The organism is Flavobacterium ginsengisoli (genome assembly GCF_029625315.1).
GTDB classification, from domain to species: domain Bacteria; phylum Bacteroidota; class Bacteroidia; order Flavobacteriales; family Flavobacteriaceae; genus Flavobacterium; species Flavobacterium ginsengisoli.
The window spans coordinates 4806484-4827404 of sequence record NZ_CP121110.1; the positions used below are offsets into that span (position 1 = coordinate 4806484).

Here is a 20921-nt window from a genome sequence, read left to right on the forward strand (position 1 = left end):
TAACTTTGACAAAGTTTTTAAACGTTAAGTTGCAAAAAAAAGCTCAACTATTTAGTTGAGCTCATCTAATAAATCCTGATAAGTTATTTTCTTAATTCCTGGGTTTGAATTATTGTTGATTACTTTGACACGAATTGCTCTCAAACCAGAAACTCCCTGAAGATCTTCAACTTCAAATTGTTCAATAGAAGGTTCAAGAATTTTCTTGTGCTGTAAATATTTAATATATTTTAAATATTCTGCTTCTTCGCTATTTTGAGAATATACAATTGTAATTTTCTCTTTCTCAGTAATTCTTTCGTTTGTTCCTTTAATATGCGATTTATCAATTCGTTTTTTAACAACTTCATATCTTGCATTATAAGTTCCGTCTACATCAAAACGTTTTTCATCCATTCTGAAACGGATAGAAAGTGCAGAACTGAAAACGAGAATTAAAGAAGTAACATCTAATTCGTATGGAAGAGATTCTTTAAGTTCATGGTGTTCCAATTCCATTTCGCATAAAGTTTGCAATTGCCATAAACGAAGATTATGCAAATACATGATATCAAATGGTTTTGTTGGCGCAATTGAAGCTCCAATATACAAATTGTGTTCAACGCCATCCGTTTTAAAACGCTCATAATAATGCGGATAAATCTGTTGTGCTTCAACTTGTTTTCTATCCAAAACCGTTGCCAATCTTTTATTGATGATCGACATGGCATTGTCAAATTTCTTTCTTTCCTGATAAAACATTCCTGTTTTTTCGTCTAGACTATCAAAGTATAATTGCTCTAACTTCTCAGATTTAGCATTACTTTTTGTGTTTTTCAATATTGGATGAATTTCTTCTTCGATATAACGTTGTATATGCTGTTCGGTATCTGCTTTTAATGGATAATCCAATTCGCTTCGAAGCGATTCCAATTCAAATTTTCTTTGTTCAAGAAGAACTAAATTTGAGTTTTCTTCTTGATTATCAAAGATTTCCATAAGAGCTGTCAATTGACTTTTCAAATCAATTTTTACCGTTTCATTACGATGCTCAGAAGAACCTTTAATATCAATTTGGCCATACAGCGGATATACATTTTTAAAGACAATTTCTTTAAAAATATAATCTTTGGTATGATTCATATTCTGAAAGTAATTCTGCGATTCTCTTTTAAATTTCCAATAAACGCTTGGATGTATTGTAGTATATTCTCGCTGAATAATCGCTTCAATCTGATGTTGCATATCGGTATTAACACGATCAATCGTATCGGTTAAGTATGGCAGAACCAAATCTAGTTTTGTTGCATTTACACTATTAAGATCTCGTGTATTTTGAGAAACTAATTCTACAACTCCTAATAAATGCCCGTTTTTTATAACTGGTGCAAATATGCAACTTTGGATACCTTGTGAAAGTAAATGCTCGCCAAGTTTTTTATTCGTCTGTTCTTCAGTGAATTTGCTAACATTAGATATTACAAAAGGTTCTTTATTGTCTAATAAATTTTCGAAAGAACATCCAAAAAAAGCATTTTTGCAATCTACTTCCTGATCAGCAGAAAGCAGAAAGCTCTTCATCTGATTCTCGTATTTTGCAGGTCGCATAAATTTCTCTTCCTCAGGATTATAGATAATAAATCCTACTTTTAAATTTGGGAGATTAAAAATCGACTGAAAAATATTAGAAACTTCCTGATCTGTGGCTACTGTTTTTGGGCCAGGTTTTAGTAAACTGCTTTTCAATATAGAAATAGCACTTTCTGTTGTGGCATCAAATAAAGAAACAATACCAAAACCTCTTAAAATCCAGCTTCCTTTTGGAAATTTGGATTTCCATAGATTAATATCGTTGTAATTATCTAGTAGTTGATCGATATCTTCCTGAGTTAAAGGAACAGCGTTTTCAGTCGGAATAATTTCCATAAAATCAGCATTGTATAAAATACGATAATGCTTTTCAATACCATTTTCATCTGGAATGTCATAGAAAAATGGCTGATTGAAATCGATATGCTGTTTGTAATAACTGCTTAAAATTAAACAGCAGTTATTGATATAGAATTGATGCTCGCTAAAATCACGAATTTCCATATAAAATTCGTCACCTGCATTTTTGAGGATTTTTTTGAAACGCTCTGTATAATTAAAGGAGATGTTTTGAAAAGGAATCGTTACCGCTTTTATTTCGTTATGCGTCAATGCAGTCGGAAATAAATCGGCTAATATATTTTTAATTAAAGCTTCATTGTTTTTGATAACCGAATAATCCTGGATTCCAGTCCTTAGTTCCGGAATTAATTCAATTTGTTCTAAAATTGCTTTAGCATAGTTGGATCTGTAATCAACGTCTGACTGTGCAATTTCTTCAAAAGATTCAATTAGCTTGTGAAATGAAATTATAGTGGTAAAAGGACTTTCTTTGAAAAATTGAATATCCATCTGAGTTATTTTTTAATGCAAAATTAAGCATAAATTAAGAATCAGCCTCATTTTGCGATTTCTTTCGTTTATCATTCTATAGATAATTCCTTATTTGACGGGCGTTTCTATTCTAAGTTAAATATTTTAACATAAAATTAACTTTAATAATAACGGAACGATCGTTCCATTATTATATCTTTGTATCATAATAATTGAATAATCAATAACTTAAATAATAAATAAAATGAAAAATTTAGAAAACAAAGTAGCAATCGTGACAGGTGGAAACAGTGGAATTGGATACGCAGCCGCAGCAGATTTAGCGACAAAAGGGGCAAAAGTAATTGTAACAGGAAGAAACAAAGAAGCTTTGGCAAAAGCGGAAAAAGAATTGAATGTTACTGGAATTGTAGCCGATCAATCAGATTTAAAATCAATTGACAACTTGGTTGAAGAAGTAAAATCAAAATTTGGTAAAGTTGATATTTTATTCTTGAATGCTGGAATTGCGGCTTTTGCACCGCTAGATTCAGCTTCAGAAGATCATTATGACAGTATTATGAATGTCAACGTAAAAGGAGTGTATTTTACAGTTCAAAAAGTGTTGCCAATTTTAAACGATGGAGGTTCGATCATTTTCAATACTTCAGTAAACGCTCATGTCGGAATGCCAAATTCAAGTGTATATGCAGCGAGTAAAGCGGCAGTTTTATCTTTAAACAAAGTATTTGCAACAGAATTAGCTCCAAGAAAAATTAGAGTAAATGCTGTTTCTCCAGGACCAGTCGAAACTCCATTGTATGGAAAATTAGGTTTGCAAAAAGAAGAAGTAGAAGGATTTGGAACTATTTTAGGAGAGAAAATTTTATTAAAACGTTTTGCTCAGTCTGCTGAAATTGCAAAAACAGTTTCGTTCTTAGCTTCAGATGATGCATCATTCATAACTGGAACTGAAATTGTAGTTGATGGTGGACTCACAGTAAATGCTGTAGTATAATTTTTTTGACCAATTCAGGAACGATTGTTCCGTATTTTTGTATCTTTGTAGATGAATTTAATTTGAATGTCATGGCTAGAACGAAAGAATTTAATGAAGATCAGGCTTTGGATAAAGCAATCGAAATTTTTTGGCACAAAGGTTATAACGGCACTTCTGCTCAAGATTTGGTGACGCATTTAGGTTTAAGCCGTTCTAGTTTGTATGATACTTTTGGAGATAAGCGAGCAATTGTTTACAAAATCTTTACAGCGTTATCAGCAACAAGCTCAAGATGCGGTCAAAGAACTTTTGGAAAAGTCTGAGAATGTCAAAGAAACTTTGTTGACTATTTTTAAGCAAGCTGTGCTCGAAAGTTTAGAAGACCGAATTACAAAAGGCTGTTTTATGGTTAATTCTTCTGTAGAACTAGCAATGCATGATGAAGAAATTGCCAAAATTGTAAAAGACAATAGCCAAACTATGGAAGAAGTTTTTACAAATGCCGTTAAAAAAGGGCAGGAGGCAGGAGATATTTCCAAACAGTTGGATGCAAAAGTTTTGGCGCGATTTATCTTTAATAATTACTCCGGAATTCGAGTTTTGGCTCGCGCTGGAGAAAGAAACAAACAAGTTTATGATGATATTGTAAAAGCCGTATTTTCGGTTTTGTAACATTAAAATTTAGACAATAAAAAACGGCAATTACAAATGTAACTGCCGTTTTCTGTATTAATAAGTAAGTAATAGAAAATGAAAACCCTTAGTTTTTCTCTTCTTTATTGAAGTAAACTAAGTAGTAATACATTTGTTTTTCTTCATCCCAGCCTTTTTCAACAAATTTTTCTGCACTTTCAGGATTAATAAAATCCATTTTAATCTGAATGTGAGTATCCAAATTAATAACGTTTTTAATCGATTTTCTAGCGTCAGAAACTGCTGCGTTGGCAATAGGGAATGAGGTAACATCTTCGATGCTGTATTTTTCTCCTTTATCAACTTTATAGTTTTTAAATTCAGGGATCAAATCAGGGTTATCAATTACTTCATTCAAGAAATTCTGCTCTTCAAACTGATCATTTTTAGCGAAATAATTCACAGATCGGTTCATAAACATTACTTCCTCTTTCTTGTCTTCTGCTGGCAAAACAACATCTTTTGCGAAGTTTTGACAGAACTTTAAATATTTTTTAGTGATGAAATTTTCATCTTCAAAAGCATCAACAGATAAAAAGTGCTCTAACCAATAGCGTGCATCATAACGGTTGCTGTCTACAGTTAAGATTTTGTATCCTTCTTCTTTTTTATAGTTGAAAATCAAACATCCTTTATCTAGTTTACTCAAATTGATTCCTTGCTGTAAAATCATTTCAAGGTTGCTTCCGTTTTCTTCAAACTGTAAAAAGTCGGCTTGTAATTCGCTTTTAAAAATACCGATGGCATCAACTACATTATTATCAATGCTTAAATTCGTTAAATAAGTTACGTAAACCTCTCCGTTTTTAATGTGCGGGTGATTTGACTGCTCAAATAAATGCTTCGTGATGTTCTTAGAAACCTCATGAACATTTGACGGATTAGCAAAAATCTCAGTTGCATATTTAAACATGTCGTTGTAATCCAAGTCCACTTCGTGTGCAAACTGATAATAGTTTTCTTCTTTTTCTCTAAAAGGCTTAAAAAAGAATTCTTTTATTAAAGGAACGATCTCGTCATTTAAATTAAATGGTTGCTCCGATAAAAAAATTGCTTCGTTACGGCTTTTGTTTCCTACGCGGTGTATTGACAGCGTGTCGATGTGGGTATTGAAAAGATTTATCATGTGTGTAAGGTTCTGAGGTTCTGAGAAGCTAAGGTACTAAGGTTTAGTTTCTTTCTTTTATTTTTTTAATAAAAGAAACTAACATTCTTTCTACTTCGCGACTGTCCTCATATAATTTGTTAAAATCGTCTTCTTTTAAATAAGATATATTTTTAGCAATTTCTAACTGAGTCTGCATTTCGAATAATGATCCTACAGAAATGTTTAAAAAACGTAAAAGTTCTTTATCGCTTTCTCTGCCAAATCCTTCTGCAATATTACTCGGAATAGAAATTGAACTGCGTCTAATTTGTGAAGTTAATCCGAAGACTTCTTCTTTGGGAAATTTGTTTGTTAGGGAATAAATTTTGGTAATCAAGGTCATAGATTTCTGCCAAACCAATAAAGTTCTAAAATTGCTCATGCTCAATATTTTTAATTCGAAGAATTAAAAACAAGAAAAAACTTTCAAAAATAAAACCTTAGAACCTTAGCGTCTCAGAACCTTAGAACCTTAAAAAAACTAATTCCAATTCTCCTCAAATCCATAATCTTCGAAGCTGTCGTCTCCTTCGAACATGTCAAGATCGTCTTCGTCTAGGTCGTCTTCAAATTCTCCGTAGATATCATCGTGCATGTCATCGGCTTCGAAGTTTTTTTCGTGAGCTTCGTCTGGCATTTCACCGTGAGAGAATAAAGTTTCAGGGTAAGTTGCTCCAACGGTTTCGTCTTCTACAGCAGCCAATTCGACTAAGAATGTCCACATACTGATGAAATCGTAAACGTAGATAATCTTTGTGTTTTCTTTGTCTAAGATACTAGATAACGGATAATCGTTCATGGTTCTTATTTCGCCAGGAACATCTCCCGTATCAAAAAGCGGAATTTCATCTTCCTGATTCCAAGTGTCATCACAAGTATAAAATGAAGCCACTTCTGATCCGTCAAAGCCAAAAGCATTGAAGATTGCATTGTGTAAATCCTCAAGTGTATCTTCCTCAAGAATAGCAATGTCTCTAAAAATATCTTCTTCGGCGTCTAGAATAACTCTAAATTTATAAACCATAATCTTTGTTTTTATTGAGAGGTCAAAGGTAAAATATAAAAAACGAAATTCGAATCACGAATTACGATTTGTTGAAAAGATTTTAGAAAGTTAATTTTCAATTAGTTTGTTTGGCTGAGCGAAGTCGAAGTCTTTTTTCAATAGGTAAACCCTTCGACTCCGCTCAGGGTGACAGTTGGGATATATCGGGCAACTATTTCCTAGATAATCTTTTTCTAATTTTATGATAATGCTTATGATAAGTGCTGTGACTTGGGTAAGTTCTGCTTGAAGTCATATTATTAAAAATCAAAGCAGTTATAAGTAAGATCGAAACGCCTGTTAATACGGGAGAAATCACATACATATAGCCTAAACCTTTTATTTGAGCAGAGCCCGTTACTGCAATTAATGCCGTTGCGCCACCTGGCGGGTGAAGTGTTTTGGTAATCTGCATAAAAATTATAGATAGAGAAACAGCCAGCGGAGCCGAAATCCAAACAATGTCTGGAACCAATTTATTGATGGTAACTCCAATAAAAGCCGAAATAAGATGTCCGCCCACTAGATTTCTCGGCTGTGAAAACGGACTTTGTATAATTCCATAAATCAAAACACTCGACGCACCAAAAGAACCAATTAAAAAGAGCACATCACTTCCTGCAAATTGTGAAGCATCGAGATAAGAAAGAATCCCAATTCCGACAAACGAACCTAAAAAGGACCAAAAATGCTCTTTATAATCGATTAAAGTTTCTTTATAAAGAATGTAACGTGTTTTGCGGTAGCTTCTTTTTATTTTTTCAGTTGGCATTATTGTGGTATTATATTTTACTCGTTATGCTTTTAAATATACTTTGCTGTATATTGTTTTTTATTGTTTTGTAAATCTTGTAGGTTACAGTTTTACTTAATTAAACTTGGAGAATAACTGTATACGGTGTACGGATAAATCATTTTTGCCGTGTATTTTGAAATCAGGCAAACAACCATGATAGGTAAAAACAAAGTATAATCGTTTGTTAAACCGCAAACCAGAAAAATAGCTGTAAAAGGCGCATGAATACTGGCGCTTAGAACCGCAGCCATTCCGATAATCATAAAGTTAACTGGAATTACATTTACATGAAAAAAGCTATTTAAGATAGAAGCCAGTAATAATCCTAAAAAGGCTCCGATAAATAAACTTGGCGCGAAAACACCTCCGTCACCGCCAGAAGCCAATGTAATAGAAGTTACAATTGGTTTTAGAATTAAAATACCAATGAAAGTAAAAGCTAAAGTTATCGTCAATTGAGTTTGATGTGCATTTCCGAAAATCCCTTTTATCGCGTGATAACCTTCTCCGTATAATTGAGGGAAAAAGAATAAGGAAAGGCTTAAAACAGCAGATCCTAAAATGATTTTATAATAATGTGTGCCGATTTTACCAAATTGCGATTTGAAGAATAAAACACAACGTGTTAGATAAACAGAATTCATTCCAGCTAAAATTCCTAAAAGAATAAAGTACGGAATCGCTTTTAAATGCCAAGTTGAAATAGAAACTGCAAATAAAGGTTCTTCTTTTAAAATCGTTAGCAAACCAAATGCGATAGAAACTGCAATTAAATTTGAAATGATAAATGCTCGCGTTACTTTTCTAGAAATTACTTCGAAAGCAAATAAAACTCCTGCAATTGGACTGCTGAAAAGTGCTGTAACTCCTGCCGCAACTCCCGCACAGATAAGTTCTGTTTTGTATTGACGGAAAACATTTTCTTTTTCGTGTGCTACAGAACCAATAGTTGCTGTTGCTACAACGGTAGAAACTTCAATTCCAGTAGAACCTCCAAAAATAACGGTCAATAATCCGTTTATGAAGTGAGATGGAATTTTATAAGAAGGCAGATTTTTAGATTTTGATGCAGTGCTTTCAAAAACTTCTTTGATTCCTTTGTTTTCTTTTTTCTTAAAAAGATATTGTCTAAGAAAATAAATCACTGATAATCCAAAAACAGGGAAAACAATATAAAATATTGGATGAACAGAAACCTCGTGAAAGAAGATTTCTTCGTAATATTCGGTTATTTTTTTTAGTGAAATTCCGAGAAAGGCAGAAAGAAAGCCAATTAAAATAGAAACAATAACTAATTTTCGGAGTTTGATTAATTGATGATTTTTTTTGATTTGCGCCGTTTTGTTCATCATTATAAGTTTGAGAATCGCATTTTTTTCTGCGGATTACAAAATTAAGTATCAAATTCGGTTTTTTCTAGGAAATATTCATTTTAGTGTGTTAAAATGGATATAAACAGGAAAATTCTGTCGATGCGTGGTTGTGCCACAAAGGCGCTAAGACGCAAAGATTGCTCTCATTGTTTGTCATTTCGACGAAGGAGAAATCTCCGTGAGAAGCTCTACAAAGATTAGCGATTTTGATTGCGGAGTTACTTGCGGAGATTTCTCCTTCGTCGAAATGACAAACTGCCTGTTTAGTCGTGGTTTTAAATAAAAAAACTTAGCGTCTTAGCGCCTTCGAGGCAGAAAAAAGCCTAACGCTCATAAAACTCAATCGGCAACAAATCTGGATCAGCAATAAAAGTGAAACGTTTTTCAGTTGTTTCATCAATTCTGATAGGTTCCGATTCTATGTTTTTTGAAGTTAAAAAAGCAATCGTGTCTTCTAGATTAATAACTTCAAATGCCAAATGTCTTAAACCAACCGCTTCTGGTCTTGAAGGTCTTTGTGGCGGATTTGGAAATGAAAATAACTCCACAACATAAGAGCCATTTAAAGCCAAATCTAATTTATAAGATTGGCGTTCTTCGCGGTAAATTTCACGAATAATGGTTAAGCCTAAAATCTGAGTATAGAAATATTTCGATTTTTCGTAATCGGAACATAAAATGGCAATATGATGAACTTTATTAAGGGTAAGCATTATTTTTTTGATTCAGGTTCTTGATTTAATTTTCGAATAACTTTTGCCGGATTTCCAACAGCAAGCGAATTGTCTGGAATATCTTTTGTAACCACAGATCCGGCTCCAATAACACAGCCTTTTCCGATTGTTACTCCTGGACAAATAACCGAATTTCCGCCAATCCAGCAATCGTCGCCAATTGTAACGGGATATGCGTTTTCAAGCGTTTTTCTCAACTCAGCGTCAAGCGGATGCGAAGCAGTATAAATCTGAACATTTGGCGCAATAAATACATTTGAGCCAATATTTACTGGCGCACAGTCTAAAACCACACAATTCACATTAAAATAAACATTTTCGCCAGCAAAAATATTGTAACCGTAATCACAATGAAAAGGAGGTTCAATATAAAGACCGGCTCCAGCATTTGGAATTAATTCTTTTAGAATCTCTTTTGCTTTTTTGGTAACTCGATATTCTTTTACATTTAAGCTGTGTAAAAGGTTTTTTGCCGCACGGCGTCCTTTTACTAATTCGGGATCAAAGGCATTATAATATTCGCCAGAGATCATTTTTTCTTTTTCTGTTTTCATATTTTACATTTTCGTCTTGGCAATTTTTTCATGCATTTTCGGAATTTCCTGCAAAGCAGCGGTACAATACCAAGGCGTTAATTCGGCTTCGAGTAAATTGGCTTTTATTGCCGGATCGGTGGCAACAAGCGTTTTGGCTTCTTCTACAGTTTCGACATTAAAAATATAAATGCCACGATAATTTCTATCATTTTTCATGAATGGCCCTGCAACAACCAGTTTTCCTTCTTTGGCTAGTTTGCCAATATTTTCCATATGTCCTTCAAAAAGTTTTTTGGTTTCTTCTTTAGAGGCTGTTGTATTACTTCCGGATTTTAAAAGACAAAAAACATATTTCTTCATTCCGTATTCGTCGGCATGAAGTGATTTTGCGAGGTTTTCATCGTATTTAATTTCAGTTTCTTGTGAAAAGCCGATTGCATTAAAAACAAAAAAACAGAAAACAAAAAGTAATTTTTTCATTTGATTAATTATGTTTTAAAATTAGCCTCAATTTTTGTCATTTCGAGGAACGAGAAATCTTAACAAGTAGCTCCGCAACTAAAATCCAATCTTTGTCGAGCTTCTCGTGAAGATTTCTCGTTCCTCGAAATGACAATGTTATGGAAAAACCTTTTCTTAACTAAAGCAATTTCTTCAAAATAACAATCTGTCCTAAATGGTACACATCATGCTGAATGATTCCGTGAATATCTTCATAAAAATTGTGATTATTATTTAGATCTATTTTCTCGAAATCCTCATCATTAAAATCACTCAGACAAGCACTCCATAATTCCTGAGATTTTGCCAGACTTTGCAGTGATTGTTCCCAAGCAGGCTCAGATGAATCTAAAATGGGCACAAAATAATTATGATCGGGAGTTGTAATTATTTCTCCTTGAACACGCTTTAATATGTTTCTTCTCCATTGTATTAGGTGATTGACAATTTCCCAAATCGTGTTTAAGTTAGGATTGATTTTTTTATAAGCCTGAGCTGCAGTTACATCTTTTAAAGTATCTGCTAAGGTTACTTCAAGCCATGGATTTCCATTATAAATGGATTGATATAAATTCGAAACTCTTTTACTTTCTGACATAGTTAATAGTTTTTAGAAACACGTTACTAAGATACAAATTAGTATTTTACAACTCATCCTCGAAAATCTACAATTGGGTTATTATATATTTTTTAACATGAATTGTTAAAATACATTTGCTTCATCAAAAACCAAAGATGACATGAAAACCAAATTATTTTTTACTATTAGCTTTTTATTTTTTACAGCTTTAATTTTTGCTCAAAATACTATTTCTGGAAAAGTACTTGACCCAAAAGGAAAACCTGTTGCTGGAGCTAATATTTATATTGACGGAACTTACGACGGAGCAACAAGTTCTGAAACAGGAGAATTTTCTTTTGAAACTGCCGAAACTGGAAATAAATTTTTAGTGGTAAGTTTTTTACTTTTCGAGACCTACAAACAAGAAATTGATGTTGCTAATTATAAAGATCAAATAGTAAAATTAAAAGAGAACATTAATACTTTGGATGCTGTTATTATTACAGCTGGAACTTTAGAATCTGGAGAGAAATCGAGAGTTTCTGTTTTGAAACCGCTAGATATTGTTACAATAGCAGGTTCTGCAGGAAATATAGTGGCGGCTTTGCAGACTTTGCCAGGAACTCAAACGGTTGGTGAAGACGGACGTTTGTTTGTTCGTGGAGGAGAAGCAAGCGAAACACAGACTTTTGTTGACGGAATTCGTGTAGCGCAGCCTTATGGCGCAACTACAAATAACTTACCTACAAGAAGCCGTTTTTCTCCTTTTTTATTTAGCGGAATCGCTTTTTCTACAGGTGGTTATTCTGCAGAATATGGTGAAGCCTTGTCGAGTGTTTTACTTTTAAACACTCAAGACGAAGAAGATCATGAAAAAACGGATATCGGATTAATGACGGTTGGTTTGAGTTTAGGAAATACACAGAAATTCAAAAAAAGTTCATTGAGTGTAAATATGATGTATGTGAATTTAGCGCCTTATCAAGCTGTTATTCCGCAAAATGTAGATTGGAATAATCCGTATCAATCGCTTGGTGGAGAAACCGTTTATAGATACAACTTCACAAACGGAATATTTAAGCTGTATGCCTCTTTTGATTCTGAAAAATTTGATTTGAATCAGAAAAATGTCAATTTCGAGAATCCAATTCGAACAGATATGAACAATAATAATTTCTATTTGAATTCATCTTACAAAGGAAGTTTTGGAACTGGATGGCAGATTACTTCTGGAGTGAGCTATGGTTACAGCAAAAACAAACTAAAATATGATATTACCGGAATCGAAAACCAAGAAAATGCGACTCAGCTGAAACTGAAACTAAGCAAGAAATTTTCAAACTTTTTTAAGTTGTCTTTCGGAAGCGATTATTTCATTACAAAATACGATGAAAACGTAGCCGATAATATTTCACTTAATGTTACAAATGGTTATGATTCAAACATTTTTGCAGCGTATACTGAAGGTGATATTTTATTTTCTAAAAGACTAGCCTTAAAAGTTGGTTTAAGATATTCAAACAATAGTTTATTAAATGAAAATAATATTGCGCCAAGAGCCTCATTAGGATATAAAGCTTCAAAAAACAGTCAGTTCTCGTTTGCTTATGGAGATTATTCTCAAACACCAGTTGTAGATTATATTAAATTTTCTAAATACCATCAGTTTGAAAGTGAAAAAGCAAGACATTATATTTTTAATTATACGTTTACAAGAATAGGTCAAACACTTAGAGCAGAGGCTTATTATAAAGATTACAGCAATTTAGTGCAATACGACACAAGAGATATTCAGTACAATTCGGTTTTTAATAATAATGGATCTGGTTATGCAAAAGGATTCGATTTATTTTGGAAAGACAGCAATTTGCACAAAAACCTAGAATATTGGATTTCGTACTCTTATATCGATTCAGAAAGACAATATAAAAACTTTCCAAACATGGCGACTCCAAGTTTTATTGCCAATCATAACTTATCTGTTGTAGCAAAATATTTTATTACAGATTGGAAATCTCAGGTTAGTTTAACAAACAGTTTCAGCTCAGGTCGTCCATACAACGATCCGAACCAAACACAGTTTATGAATGGGAAAACGAAATCGTACAATAGTTTAAGTTTCAGCTGGGCGTATTTATTAACGACGCAAAAAATCCTTTATTTCTCAGTTTCGAATGTTTTAGGAACTCAAAATATTTTCGGATACGATTACGCAAAATTACCAGATGCCAACGGAATTTATCAAAGACAAGCCGTGGTGCCAACAGCAGACAGATTCTTCTTCGTAGGTTTCTTTTGGACGATCAGCCAGAACAAGAATGAGAATCAGTTGAAGAATCTTTAAAAAGGTTCTAAGATGCTAAGCTACTAAGGTTCTGAGGAAAAAAACTTAGAAGCTTAGTCCCTCAGAACCTTAGCAACTTTTAAAAAAAAACAATTCAGTAACCAAAATCAACAACTCAGTATCATTTAATTTTAAAAGATTAAAAACCAGCATACTTTTGAAGTGTAAATTAAAAGGAACAAATAAACAAAGGAATAAAGGTTCAAAGTTTTTTGAACACTAGTAATGAGAAAAACAAACCTCTGAACTTTTGCAACTCTGAACCTTTGAACCTAAAAAAGAGAGTTTTAATCATCAACAACAAAACTTAGAACCTTAGTAACTCAGAACCTTAGAAACTTAAAAAAAATAGAAATCATGACCAAAATTATTACAATAACTATTTTATTTATCTGCAGACTTAATGTCTGCTCAAAATGTAAAATTAACTGTTGCCGTTTCAGGTTTGAAAAATGACATAGGAATCGTGAAAGTAGGATTATATAATTCAGACGGAACTTTCCTTAAAACAACTTACAAAAGTTTGGCTTCCGAAATTAAAGACAATAAAGCGGTTGTAACTTTTGATGATCTTCCAGCGGGAGAATATGCAATCTCAACGTATCATGATGAAAATAGCAACGGAAAGCTTGACAGAAATGCAATGGGAGCTCCATCAGAAGAATATGCGACTTCAAACAATGCAAAAGGATTTATGGGATCTCCATCATATCAAGATGCTAAATTTAATGTCAGCAAAGATTCAAAAATTGAAATTGTATTCTAAATAAAACAAATAACTAATCCATATAAACAAACCATTAATAACTTATAAAATGAAAAAAATCATCACTTTAATTGCATTATTTGTAGCAGTAATAAGTTCAGCTCAAACACAATTTGAACAAGGAATGAACAAAGCATTCGGACTTTGGAAAGAAGGGAAAAATGCTGAAGCTTCGGCTTTATTCGAAAGAATTGCTGCGGCAGAAAAAAATAGCTATTTGCCAAATTATTATATTGCTATGATCAATGCGACAGCTGTTTTTACAGAAAAAGACAAAACAAAAATCGATTTGTTATTGACAAAAGCGCAAGACGCCTTAGATCTTGAAATGATAAAAGATCAAGCCAATTCAGAATTGTATGTTATGCAAGCCTTAATTTATACAGGATACGTTGTGGCTGACCCGATGACAAACGGAATGAAATATTCTGGCAAAGTAATGGAAGCTTACGCGAAAGCAAAAGCGCTGGATCCTACCAATCCGAGAGCGGTTTTTGGTGAAGCCGATTATCAATTAGGTGGTGCAAAATGGACAGGAGTAGATACAAAACCTTTATGCGCGCAAGTTGATAAATCTATTGAACTTTTTAATACTTTTAAACCAGCAACACCTTATTCTCCAAAATGGGGATTAGATAGAGCTTTAGAAATTCAAAAAACTTGTAAATAATTCAGTATTATAAATATGATGATATTAAAACCTAATTTGTTAAAAGCATGCTTAGTTGGAGGAATAGTATTTTTGTTCTCTTTTCTAATTCGGTTTGCCTCTTTAGGAACAGCAGTCTTTAACAAGAATCTTTACATTTATTTCTTGTACTGCATGCTTTACAGTGTGGTTTTATATATCGTAAATGTCGTTCTTTTTGATTTTTTAGATAGAGTATTCAGAGAAAATCCATATTCAGTAAAGAGAATTTTAATTGGTTTTGCAAGTTCTTTTTTAGTGTCGATGATCGTAATTGGAGTATTGCGTTTGTTTACAAGTGTAATAATCGAGAATAAGACAATTATTGGTTTTTTAGCAAATGAAAAGGCTGAAAATTATATAGAATCTGCAGTAATGACTTTTATTGTTTTATTGTTTTTTCACGGACTTAATTTTTATAAACTCTATCAGGAAAACAAAGTAACACAACAAAAGATTATTGCGGGAACAGCAAATGCCAAATTTGAAAGCTTAAAAAACCAGATCGACCCGCATTTTCTTTTTAACAGCTTAAATGTTCTTAGTTCTTTAATAGAAGAAAATCCAGATAATGCGCAGCGTTTCACTACTTCATTATCTAAAATTTATCGATATGTTTTAGAACAGAAAGACAAAGAATTGGTTTCGGTTGAAGACGAATTGTCGTTTGCAAAAACCTATATGAATCTTCTGAAAATGCGTTTCGAAAATAGTTTGTTTTACGAATTGCCAACAGAAAACATTAACCCAGAAGCCAAAGTGGTGCCGCTTTCTTTACAGCTTTTATTAGAGAATACCGTAAAGCATAATGTGGTAAGTGAGCAAAAACCGCTTCATATTAGAATTTTTATTGATAAAGATTATCTGGCCATTCAGAATGATCTTCAGAAAAAAGAAGTTTTGCAGGATAGGCAAGGTGTCGGACTGCAGAATATTGTAAACAGATACGGAATTATAACGGATAGAAAAGTGAAGATTGAGGAAGATGGAAAGAATTTCACTGTTAGAATTCCAATTTTAACCAAACAAATTGCAGTTATGGAAATGAGTGCAGAATATACCGACGAAGCAAAAGCTTATTATAGAGCCAAAAAACGTGTAGAAGAACTAAAAGGATTTTACGGAAATATAATTTCGTATTGCTGTGTGATTCCGTTCTTGGTTTTTATCAATCTAAAATTTTCACTAGGATTTCAATGGTTTTGGTTTTCGGCTTTAGGCTGGGGATTTGGAGTTGCAATGCATGCTTTTAAAGTTTTTGGATACAGCTCTGATTGGGAAGAAAGAAAGATTCGAGAGATTTTAGAGAAAGATAACAAGCAAAAAACGTGGAAATAATGGAAAAAGATTTCATAGAAGCAAATCGTTATTATGACGCTCAGAAAAGGGTCAAAGAAATAAGAGGATTTTATGAGCATTTGACCGTGTACGTTTTATGTAATCCAATTGTGATTGTTGTAAATTATATGACTTCTCCAGGATACCTTTGGTGGATTTGGTCTGTAATGGGCTGGGGAATGGCAATAATCTTGCACGGACTGAAAGTTTTTAGTCTTCCGCCTTTCTTTAATAAGAAATGGGAAGAGAAAAAATTAGAGAAATTCTAGAAAAAGAAAACCAACAACGATTAGAAAGTAATCATGGAAACAAATTTGAATAACGATCAGGAAGAAGCCATCTTGAAAGACTTGGCAACCAAAAAAGTGATTCAGTTAAAATATTTTTACAAACACTTGTTTGTTTATGGCTTTGCAATGATCCTTTTTCTTTTAAAAGAATATACCAATCTTCCCTTGCAATTTTTTTCAATTAGATATTTAAATTGGGTTGTTGTAATTATTTGTTCAGCTGTTGTAGTAGGCTCTGCAATTGATTTGTTTGCCTCGTATAAAATTTTCGGGCACGAATGGGAAGAGCGTAAATTGAGAAGCATCTTAGAAAAAAAATATAAAAAGCAAAAATGGGAATAATCATGGAAACGAATTTAAGCGAAGAAGAAAGATATATTCAGGCAAGAAAAAAAGTTGAAAATTTAAAAGGATTTTATGGAAATCTAGTTGCTTATATATTTGTAAACGCAATTTTGATTTTTATAAATCTTTATACATCGCCTCAATATCTATGGTTTTTCTGGCCATTATTATGGTGGGGAGTAGGAGTGGTTTTTCACGGATTAAAAGTCTTTGAAGTTTTTCCAGGAATGGGCAAAGAATGGGAAGAAAGAAAAATCAAAGAGTTTATGGAGAAGGAAAAACAGAATAAAAATAAGTGGAAATAATTAAAATATAGTTATGGGACGTTTTAGAAGAGAAATGTATGAAGATTACGCAAGACAGCATTTTGGAGAGTATGCAGACGATCCAAATTACAATGTCGCTTATAAAAGAGTAAAAAGACTTAAAAGATTTTACTCGCATTTGAAAATTTTCATCATTGTAAATATTATTATCATTGTATCAAGTTTGACTCGAGATAAATCTGCTGGTCTACTGGTAATGGATTTAAGTGGTTTAACAGAATGGCATACTTATTCAACTGCGTTTTTTTGGGGAATTGGTCTATTAGCACACGCATTATCGGTTTTTGGTACCGACTGGTTTTTTGGATCTGATTGGGAGAAAAGAAAAATCCAAAAATACATGGAAAAAGATGCCGCAAATAAAAATAAATGGGAGTAAATTTGAATTAATATTTTTCAATTTTTTACAATATAGTAAATGATCACATTAATTATAGAAGACGAAAAACCAGCGGCGAGGTTGCTGCAAAGAAAACTTGAAAAGCTAGATGTAACCGTAGAAACAATGCTTCACTCTGTTGAGGAATCGGTTCAGTGGTTTGAAAATAATCCGCATCCAGATCTAATTTTTTTGGATATCCAGCTTTCAGACGGTTTATCTTTTGAGATTTTTGAAAAAATAGATATCAAAAGCGCTATCATTTTTACTACAGCTTATGATGAGTACGCTTTAAAAGCTTTTAAATTAAACAGTATAGATTATCTTCTAAAACCAATTGACGAAGATGATCTCGAAACGGCGGTTTCAAAATATAAATCGCGTCTTCCGAAAGCCACGGCAGAATCTTCAAATATGCAGTTAGATTTCGAGCAAATTCGTCAAATGCTCTCAAATCCTTTTGAGAAAACGTATAAAAAGAGATTTACGGTTAAAATAGGACAACATTTAAAAGTAATTACTACAGAAGAAATTGAATGTTTTTTCAGCGAAAATAAAGGAACTTATATTCATACCTACGACAATCGAGATTATTTGATTGATTCGACTTTAGAAATTCTGGAACAGGAATTAGATAAAAAGGATTTCTTTCGCGTAAGCAGAAAATTTATTGTTCCGTTAAAAGCAATCAAAGAAATTCAAGTATATACCAATTCGAGATTGAAAGTTATTCTGCCAACTTATAAAGATGATGAGGTAATTGTAAGCCGAGAAAAAGTGCAGGATTTTAAAGCTTGGTTGGGATAAAAATCCAAATAATAAAAATAGAAATTCATCAGATTTTAATTTTTTCGGATTAAAATCGATATCATAATAAAAAGGCTATCTCAAAAGGATAGCTTTTTTTAAGCTTCAGAGAAGCGAAATATTTATAGCAAAAGATAAACGTGTACAACATAAAGCTCCGGAGGAGCGACATATTTTTGTAAAGTCTAAATATATGTCTCTCCTCCGGAGCTCTTTTTATTTGTCTTAATGTAATTCTATAAATATTTCACCCCGCAGGGGTTTTGCACATAAAATAAATTTTAAAAATAATATTCCTTCCAACAAAAAAGCTGTCCTTGTGAGACAGCTTCTTTTTTATGTTTAAATATATTTCGATTTATTTGCTTAATCGGTGTAAAGTATATGTCATAGCACTCAAAAGGAAAAACGCCATAATTTGGTGAATTAATCCTAAAGCCAAAGGCACACTGTATAATAAAGTGAAAACTCCCAATAAAAACTGAATGAAAACAAAAACAACTAAAGTTTTGATTCCGTTTGCTTGAGTATGTGTAAGCGTATATTTTTTGCTTTTGAAGAAAAGAAAAAGAATAATCGCTACAACTACATAAGCAAAAGTTCTGTGTACAAACTGAACACCACTTTTTCCTTCAATTAAATTTTTTATTAAAGAAGATTGCTCAATAAAAACCGATTCGTGAATAAATTCTCCGTCGCTCATTAAAGGCCAATGATTGTGAATTAAACCTGCATTTAATCCAGCCACAAATCCGCCATAAATAATTTGGATTAATAAAGCGACTAAAGCAAAACGAGCGATATTTCTAAGAGGTAAAATCTTATTGATATTTCTTTCTGGATAAATCAAGTCTAGGGCAACCCAAAGTGTATACGCAAATGTGATAAAAGCAAAAGTTAAGTGCAAAGAAAGTCTAAAGTGGCTTACATCTGGATTGTCAATTAATCCGCTTCTTACCATAAACCAACCTAAAAAACCTTGGAAAGCTCCCATTCCTAAAAGCACTACGCATTTTTTGATAGTGTCGGTGTCTAATTTCTTTTTTGCTAAAAAGTAAACAAACGGCACAAAGAAAACCAAGCCAATAATACGGCCAATGAAACGGTGAAACCATTCCCAGAAATAGATGAATTTATAATCGGCTAACTGAAAATCATTGTGAATATTGATTTTCTGATACTCAGGAAACTTTTTATATTCGTCAAAAGCAGCCTGCCATTTTGCTTCTGTTAAAGGTGGAAAGGTATCGGTTACCAAATGCCAATCAGTCATAGATAAACCTGAATTGGTCAAACGGGTAATTCCTCCCACGACAACCATTAAAAATAATAAAACACAGCCCGATAGTAACCAAATGATTACTGATTTATTCTCTTTTTTCATTTTATTAAATACTACTTATTTCTCAACTTTTTTTAAGCCTAATTTTTCAGCTCTTTTGATTACGAAATCATAAGCGGCTTGATATTCATTCGGAATATCGCCTTCCAAAATGGCTTCTTTTACAGCTTCTTTTAAAATTCCGATTTCTCGTGAAGGTTTTAAGTCGAATATTTCCATAATTTCTTCTCCCGTAATTGGTGGTTGAAAATTACGTACATGATCTCGCTCTTCTACTTCAACGATCTTCTTGCGGACAATTTCAAAGTTTTTATGATATTTCTTGAATTTCGATGGATTTTTGGTTGTGATATCCGCTTCGCACAAAGTCATTAAATTTTCTACATCTTCGCCAGCATCAAAAACCAAACGGCGAACAGCACTGTCGGTTACAATATCTTGTGCCAAAACAATCGGGCGCGAACTCATGATAACCATTTTCTGAACGAATTTCATTTTATGGTTTAAAGGCATATGCAAACGCTCGAAGATTTTTTTAGCCATTTTTCCGCCTAAGAATTCATGACCGTGAAAAGTCCATCCTTGTTTTTTAGTGAAACGTTTCGTTGGCGCTTTTCCAATATCATGAAGTAATGCTGACCAGCGAAGCCAAACATCGTCTGTATTTGGGCAGATGTTGTCAACAACTTCCAACGTATGATAGAAATTGTTTTTATGTGTATGACCTTCAATTTCTTCTACCTGATTCAACGCTGTTAATTCAGGTAAAATTAGATCTAAAAGCCCTGTTTTGTATAAAAGTAAAAATCCTGTTGAAGGTTTATCGGTCATGAGAATTTTGTTTAACTCATCAACGATTCTTTCACCAGAAATAATTTTAATGCGATCAGCATTTTTGGTGATGGCATTTAGTGAATTTTCTTCAATTTCAAAATTCAATTGATTAGCAAAACGAATGGCGCGCAACATTCGCAAAGGATCATCAGAATAGGTAATATCTGGATCTAAAGGCGTTTTGATTGTTTTATTTTCTAAATCGGTTAATCCGTCAAACGGATCTAAAAGATCTCCGAAATTATTCTCGTTTAATGATAAAGCCAATGCATTGATGGTAAAATCACGACGATTTTGGTCGTCTTGCAAAGTTCCATTTTCTACAATAGGATTTCGACTGTCTCGGGTATAAGATTCTTTTCGTGCGCCAACAAATTCAATATCGGTATCTTCAAAACGAAGCATTGCAGTTCCGTAAGTTTTAAAAACCTGAACTTTTGGTTTGTTCGGCAGTAACTCTGAAACTTTAAGAGCCAATTCGATGCCGCTTCCAACTGCAACAACATCAATGTCTTTTTTAGAACCTCGGTTTAAAAGCAAATCACGAACAAATCCGCCGATTACATAAGAGTCAACTTTTAATTCCTGAGAAGCTTTCGAAATAATATCGAAGATTTTGTTTTGTAAAGCAGTTTTATAGTTTGTTTGTATCGCCACGAATTCACTAATTATTGAGTAAAAATGCAATTTCAA

General features: G+C 33.0%; 24 protein-coding genes. 12 read left to right on the forward strand and 12 right to left on the reverse strand.

Annotated elements, in window-relative coordinates; translation table 11 throughout:
* Positions 1 to 51: 51 nt before the first annotated feature.
* Positions 52 to 2421, reverse strand: coding sequence for a GAF domain-containing protein (locus P5P87_RS22830; protein ID WP_278020708.1), 2370 nt, complete (start codon positions 2419 to 2421; stop codon positions 52 to 54).
* A 226-nt stretch (positions 2422 to 2647) separates the two neighbouring features.
* On the opposite strand from P5P87_RS22830, the gene P5P87_RS22835 reads away from it, so the two are divergent.
* From P5P87_RS22835 to P5P87_RS22845, 3 genes are all read left to right on the forward strand, one after another.
* Complete coding sequence (locus P5P87_RS22835) at positions 2648 to 3400, forward strand: glucose 1-dehydrogenase (RefSeq protein WP_278020709.1); 753 nt, start codon at positions 2648 to 2650, stop codon at positions 3398 to 3400.
* A gap of 71 nt (positions 3401 to 3471) precedes the next feature.
* Positions 3472 to 3705, forward strand: coding sequence for a TetR/AcrR family transcriptional regulator (locus P5P87_RS22840; protein ID WP_278020710.1), 234 nt, complete (start codon positions 3472 to 3474; stop codon positions 3703 to 3705).
* A complete protein-coding gene (locus P5P87_RS22845) occupies positions 3692 to 4054 on the forward strand; it encodes a TetR family transcriptional regulator C-terminal domain-containing protein (protein ID WP_278020711.1) in 363 nt (120 codons plus the stop codon). Before P5P87_RS22840 ends, P5P87_RS22845 begins: the two co-directional genes overlap by 14 nt.
* 88 nt (positions 4055 to 4142) lie before the next feature.
* Here the strand turns inward: P5P87_RS22845 and P5P87_RS22850 are convergent, their stop codons facing one another.
* The 9 genes from P5P87_RS22850 to P5P87_RS22890 all read right to left on the reverse strand — a co-directional run bounded on the left by P5P87_RS22850 (position 4143) and on the right by P5P87_RS22890 (position 10805).
* Positions 4143 to 5201: a nucleoid-associated protein gene (locus P5P87_RS22850; protein ID WP_278020712.1), complete on the reverse strand. Its 1059-nt coding sequence runs from the start codon at positions 5199 to 5201 to the stop codon at positions 4143 to 4145.
* A gap of 43 nt (positions 5202 to 5244) precedes the next feature.
* Positions 5245 to 5604 carry a four helix bundle protein gene (locus tag P5P87_RS22855; RefSeq protein WP_198856664.1) on the reverse strand — a complete coding sequence of 120 codons (360 nt, stop codon included), beginning with the start codon at positions 5602 to 5604 and terminating at the stop codon, positions 5245 to 5247.
* A gap of 99 nt (positions 5605 to 5703) precedes the next feature.
* The gene (locus P5P87_RS22860; RefSeq protein WP_198856663.1) at positions 5704 to 6246 is read right to left on the reverse strand and encodes an IS1096 element passenger TnpR family protein; all 543 of its coding nucleotides are present in this window, start codon (positions 6244 to 6246) and stop codon (positions 5704 to 5706) included.
* Positions 6247 to 6439: 193 nt separating this feature from the next.
* Complete coding sequence (locus tag P5P87_RS22865) at positions 6440 to 7039, reverse strand: HPP family protein (protein ID WP_278020713.1); 600 nt, start codon at positions 7037 to 7039, stop codon at positions 6440 to 6442.
* Between the two features lie 92 nt (positions 7040 to 7131).
* Positions 7132 to 8415: a chloride channel protein gene (locus tag P5P87_RS22870; protein ID WP_278020714.1), complete on the reverse strand. Its 1284-nt coding sequence runs from the start codon at positions 8413 to 8415 to the stop codon at positions 7132 to 7134.
* Positions 8416 to 8759: 344 nt separating this feature from the next.
* The gene (gloA2, locus tag P5P87_RS22875) at positions 8760 to 9149 is read right to left on the reverse strand and encodes an SMU1112c/YaeR family gloxylase I-like metalloprotein (RefSeq protein WP_278020715.1); all 390 of its coding nucleotides are present in this window, start codon (positions 9147 to 9149) and stop codon (positions 8760 to 8762) included.
* A complete protein-coding gene (locus tag P5P87_RS22880) occupies positions 9149 to 9724 on the reverse strand; it encodes a sugar O-acetyltransferase (RefSeq protein ID WP_177212461.1) in 576 nt (191 codons plus the stop codon). Before P5P87_RS22880 ends, gloA2 begins: the two co-directional genes overlap by 1 nt.
* A 3-nt stretch (positions 9725 to 9727) precedes the next feature.
* Positions 9728 to 10186, reverse strand: coding sequence for a YciI family protein (locus P5P87_RS22885; protein WP_278020716.1), 459 nt, complete (start codon positions 10184 to 10186; stop codon positions 9728 to 9730).
* Positions 10187 to 10346: 160 nt separating this feature from the next.
* Positions 10347 to 10805 carry a DinB family protein gene (locus P5P87_RS22890; protein WP_111378292.1) on the reverse strand — a complete coding sequence of 153 codons (459 nt, stop codon included), beginning with the start codon at positions 10803 to 10805 and terminating at the stop codon, positions 10347 to 10349.
* Between the two features lie 142 nt (positions 10806 to 10947).
* On the opposite strand from P5P87_RS22890, the gene P5P87_RS22895 reads away from it, so the two are divergent.
* From P5P87_RS22895 to P5P87_RS22935, 9 genes are all read left to right on the forward strand, one after another.
* Complete coding sequence (locus P5P87_RS22895; protein WP_278020717.1) at positions 10948 to 13113, forward strand: TonB-dependent receptor; 2166 nt, start codon at positions 10948 to 10950, stop codon at positions 13111 to 13113.
* A gap of 403 nt (positions 13114 to 13516) precedes the next feature.
* Positions 13517 to 13879 (forward strand): DUF2141 domain-containing protein, encoded by a 363-nt coding sequence (locus tag P5P87_RS22900; RefSeq protein WP_278020718.1) that lies wholly within the window; start codon positions 13517 to 13519, stop codon positions 13877 to 13879.
* 49 nt (positions 13880 to 13928) lie between these two features.
* Entirely contained in the window at positions 13929 to 14549 is a 621-nt protein-coding gene (locus tag P5P87_RS22905) for a hypothetical protein (RefSeq protein ID WP_198856657.1), read from the forward strand.
* An 18-nt stretch (positions 14550 to 14567) separates the two neighbouring features.
* On the forward strand, positions 14568 to 15905 hold the full coding sequence (locus P5P87_RS22910) for a histidine kinase (protein ID WP_278022825.1): 1338 nt from the start codon (positions 14568 to 14570) through the stop codon (positions 15903 to 15905).
* A complete protein-coding gene (locus tag P5P87_RS22915; protein ID WP_278020719.1) occupies positions 15905 to 16174 on the forward strand; it encodes a 2TM domain-containing protein in 270 nt (89 codons plus the stop codon). Before P5P87_RS22910 ends, P5P87_RS22915 begins: the two co-directional genes overlap by 1 nt.
* A 33-nt stretch (positions 16175 to 16207) precedes the next feature.
* Complete coding sequence (locus P5P87_RS22920) at positions 16208 to 16537, forward strand: 2TM domain-containing protein (protein WP_278020720.1); 330 nt, start codon at positions 16208 to 16210, stop codon at positions 16535 to 16537.
* Between the two features lie 2 nt (positions 16538 to 16539).
* Positions 16540 to 16845, forward strand: coding sequence for a 2TM domain-containing protein (locus tag P5P87_RS22925; RefSeq protein ID WP_233074104.1), 306 nt, complete (start codon positions 16540 to 16542; stop codon positions 16843 to 16845).
* Positions 16846 to 16858: 13 nt separating this feature from the next.
* Positions 16859 to 17245: a 2TM domain-containing protein gene (locus P5P87_RS22930; protein WP_278020721.1), complete on the forward strand. Its 387-nt coding sequence runs from the start codon at positions 16859 to 16861 to the stop codon at positions 17243 to 17245.
* A gap of 39 nt (positions 17246 to 17284) precedes the next feature.
* Positions 17285 to 18052, forward strand: coding sequence for a LytR/AlgR family response regulator transcription factor (locus P5P87_RS22935; protein WP_198856652.1), 768 nt, complete (start codon positions 17285 to 17287; stop codon positions 18050 to 18052).
* A gap of 358 nt (positions 18053 to 18410) precedes the next feature.
* Here the strand turns inward: P5P87_RS22935 and P5P87_RS22940 are convergent, their stop codons facing one another.
* The gene (locus tag P5P87_RS22940; protein ID WP_278020722.1) at positions 18411 to 19436 is read right to left on the reverse strand and encodes a COX15/CtaA family protein; all 1026 of its coding nucleotides are present in this window, start codon (positions 19434 to 19436) and stop codon (positions 18411 to 18413) included.
* Positions 19437 to 19451: 15 nt separating this feature from the next.
* On the reverse strand, positions 19452 to 20885 hold the full coding sequence (locus tag P5P87_RS22945; protein ID WP_278020723.1) for a CCA tRNA nucleotidyltransferase: 1434 nt from the start codon (positions 20883 to 20885) through the stop codon (positions 19452 to 19454).
* Positions 20886 to 20921: the final 36 nt, after the last annotated feature.

Excerpts from the sequence above, each read along its gene's own strand:
- P5P87_RS22865 (WP_278020713.1), bottom strand. The coding sequence starts at position 7,039 with ATGCCAACTGAAAAAATAAAAAGAAGCTACCGCAAAACACGTTACATT.
- P5P87_RS22940 (WP_278020722.1), bottom strand. The coding sequence starts at position 19,436 with ATGAAAAAAGAGAATAAATCAGTAATCATTTGGTTACTATCGGGCTGT.
- P5P87_RS22855 (WP_198856664.1), bottom strand. The coding sequence starts at position 5,604 with ATGAGCAATTTTAGAACTTTATTGGTTTGGCAGAAATCTATGACCTTG.
- gloA2 (WP_278020715.1), bottom strand. The coding sequence starts at position 9,149 with ATGCTTACCCTTAATAAAGTTCATCATATTGCCATTTTATGTTCCGAT.
- P5P87_RS22870 (WP_278020714.1), bottom strand. The coding sequence starts at position 8,415 with ATGATGAACAAAACGGCGCAAATCAAAAAAAATCATCAATTAATCAAA.
- P5P87_RS22835 (WP_278020709.1), top strand. The coding sequence starts at position 2,648 with ATGAAAAATTTAGAAAACAAAGTAGCAATCGTGACAGGTGGAAACAGT.
- P5P87_RS22895 (WP_278020717.1), top strand. The coding sequence starts at position 10,948 with ATGAAAACCAAATTATTTTTTACTATTAGCTTTTTATTTTTTACAGCT.
- P5P87_RS22935 (WP_198856652.1), top strand. The coding sequence starts at position 17,285 with ATGATCACATTAATTATAGAAGACGAAAAACCAGCGGCGAGGTTGCTG.
- P5P87_RS22850 (WP_278020712.1), bottom strand. The coding sequence starts at position 5,201 with ATGATAAATCTTTTCAATACCCACATCGACACGCTGTCAATACACCGC.
- P5P87_RS22840 (WP_278020710.1), top strand. The coding sequence starts at position 3,472 with ATGGCTAGAACGAAAGAATTTAATGAAGATCAGGCTTTGGATAAAGCA.
- P5P87_RS22915 (WP_278020719.1), top strand. The coding sequence starts at position 15,905 with ATGGAAAAAGATTTCATAGAAGCAAATCGTTATTATGACGCTCAGAAA.
- P5P87_RS22925 (WP_233074104.1), top strand. The coding sequence starts at position 16,540 with ATGGAAACGAATTTAAGCGAAGAAGAAAGATATATTCAGGCAAGAAAA.
- P5P87_RS22890 (WP_111378292.1), bottom strand. The coding sequence starts at position 10,805 with ATGTCAGAAAGTAAAAGAGTTTCGAATTTATATCAATCCATTTATAAT.
- P5P87_RS22880 (WP_177212461.1), bottom strand. The coding sequence starts at position 9,724 with ATGAAAACAGAAAAAGAAAAAATGATCTCTGGCGAATATTATAATGCC.
- P5P87_RS22830 (WP_278020708.1), bottom strand. The coding sequence starts at position 2,421 with ATGGATATTCAATTTTTCAAAGAAAGTCCTTTTACCACTATAATTTCA.
- P5P87_RS22885 (WP_278020716.1), bottom strand. The coding sequence starts at position 10,186 with ATGAAAAAATTACTTTTTGTTTTCTGTTTTTTTGTTTTTAATGCAATC.
- P5P87_RS22930 (WP_278020721.1), top strand. The coding sequence starts at position 16,859 with ATGGGACGTTTTAGAAGAGAAATGTATGAAGATTACGCAAGACAGCAT.
- P5P87_RS22860 (WP_198856663.1), bottom strand. The coding sequence starts at position 6,246 with ATGGTTTATAAATTTAGAGTTATTCTAGACGCCGAAGAAGATATTTTT.
- P5P87_RS22910 (WP_278022825.1), top strand. The coding sequence starts at position 14,568 with ATGATATTAAAACCTAATTTGTTAAAAGCATGCTTAGTTGGAGGAATA.
- P5P87_RS22905 (WP_198856657.1), top strand. The coding sequence starts at position 13,929 with ATGAAAAAAATCATCACTTTAATTGCATTATTTGTAGCAGTAATAAGT.
- P5P87_RS22920 (WP_278020720.1), top strand. The coding sequence starts at position 16,208 with ATGGAAACAAATTTGAATAACGATCAGGAAGAAGCCATCTTGAAAGAC.
- P5P87_RS22900 (WP_278020718.1), top strand. The coding sequence starts at position 13,517 with ATGTCTGCTCAAAATGTAAAATTAACTGTTGCCGTTTCAGGTTTGAAA.